The organism is Mesorhizobium sp. M7A.F.Ca.CA.002.04.1.1 (assembly GCF_004022805.1).
GTDB classification, from domain to species: domain Bacteria; phylum Pseudomonadota; class Alphaproteobacteria; order Rhizobiales; family Rhizobiaceae; genus Mesorhizobium; species Mesorhizobium ciceri.
Genome location: NZ_RZPL01000982.1, coordinates 1 through 1,626 on the forward strand (window position 1 = coordinate 1; position 1,626 = coordinate 1,626).

Consider the following 1,626-nt stretch of genomic DNA (forward strand, 5'->3'; position numbering starts at 1 on the left):
GCTGATGTCCGCCACCACCCCAGAACGCACCGGGGTGACGACGCAAGCCATCGAAGGGAGCCAGACGATCCGGCTGGCTCCCAACTACTGGCCTTTCGTCGTTCCGGCGCTCGTCGTCGTCGGCGCCGTGATCGTCTTTCCCTGGGCCTTCACGCTGTGGATGAGCGTCAACCGCTGGACGCTCGGCCAGTCGCGAAGCTTTGCCGGGATGGAGAATTATCTGCGGCTGGCGTACGACCAACGCTTCTGGGAATCGCTTCTCCATACGTTGAGCTACACCTTCCTTTCGGTTGCCGCGCCGATGTTGCTCGGCACCATCGCCGCCCTGATCTTCGACGCCAGGTTTCCGCTGCGTGGCCTGCTGCGCGGCGTCTTCGTGATGCCTATGATGGCAACGCCCGTCGCCGTGGCGCTGGTCTGGACGATGATGTTCCACCCCCAGCTCGGCGTCCTCAACTATCTTCTGTCGCTGGTCGGCATTCCGGCGCAGGAATGGATCTTCAACGCCAACACGGTCATCCCGTCGCTGGTTGCGGTCGAGACCTGGCAGTGGACGCCGCTGGTGATGCTGATCGTGCTCGGCGGCCTGGCGTCCGTGCCGCGCGAGCCGTTCGAAAGCGCCGAAATCGACGGCGCCAATGCCTGGCAGCAATTCCGCTATCTCACCTTGCCGATGATCGCGCCGTTCCTGATGATCGCGGTGATCATCCGCACCATCGACGCACTGAAGAGTTTCGACATCATCTACGCGATGACCCAGGGCGGGCCGGGCACGGCCTCGGAGACCATCAACATCTATCTCTACAACACCGCCTTCTCCTACTACGACATCGGCTATGGCTCGGCCATGGCCGTGGTGTTCTTCATCGTCATCGTCGCCCTGTCCTTCATCCTCCTGATGTTGCGCCAGCGCTCGCAGTGGATCGGCGTGGAGGGCAAATAGATGAGTTCACGACTGCTCAACCGGATCGGGCTGTTCTTCGCGGCCCTGGTCTTCGTCTCGCCGGCGATCCTGTTCTTCCTCTGGATGATCTCGCTGTCGCTGAAATTCGAGATCGACAACGGCGCCTATCCGCCGATCCTGATCCCCGAACATCTCGCCTGGTCGAACTATGCAAAAGTGTTCGAGGAGAACAATTTCCTGCTCTATCTCTGGAATTCGGTTCTGGTGACCGGCACGGCGACGCTTTTGGCGCTGCTGATCGGCGTGCCGGCCGGCTATGGCATCGCGCGGCTCAAGGCCGAGCGATCGGCGGTGGTCATCATGATCGCCCGCATGACGCCGGGGCTTTCCTATCTCATCCCGCTGTTCCTGCTGTTCCAATGGGTCGGCATTCTCGGCACGCTGTGGCCGCAGATCATCATCCATCTGGTGGTGACCGTGCCGATCGTCGTCTGGGTGATGATCGGCTATTTCGAGACCACCCCGATGGAACTGGAAGAGGCCGCCAACATCGACGGCGCCAGTTCCTGGCAGGTGTTCCGGCTGGTCGCCTTGCCCATCGCCAAGCCGGGCATAGTGGTCGCCTTTATCCTGTCCGTCATCTTCTCATGGAACAATTTCGTCTTCGGCGTGGTGCTCGCCAGCCGTGAAACGCGCACGCTGCCGGTCGCCGTCTACAACAT

The 1,626-nt window shown here is 61.4% G+C and carries 2 protein-coding genes; both read left to right on the forward strand.

Annotation, left to right across the window (positions count from 1 at the left end):
* The first annotated feature begins 4 nt into the window (after positions 1–4).
* Positions 5–943, forward strand: a complete 939-nt coding sequence (locus tag ENZ75_RS31240) for a sugar ABC transporter permease (RefSeq protein WP_013531801.1) — start codon at positions 5–7, stop codon at positions 941–943.
* Positions 944–1,626: carbohydrate ABC transporter permease (locus ENZ75_RS31245; protein ID WP_164888155.1), on the forward strand; the 683-nt coding region annotated here is incomplete at its 3' end.

Coding starts and splice junctions, on each gene's coding strand:
- ENZ75_RS31240 (WP_013531801.1), top strand. CDS start 5: ATGTCCGCCACCACCCCAGAACGCACCGGGGTGACGACGCAAGCCATC.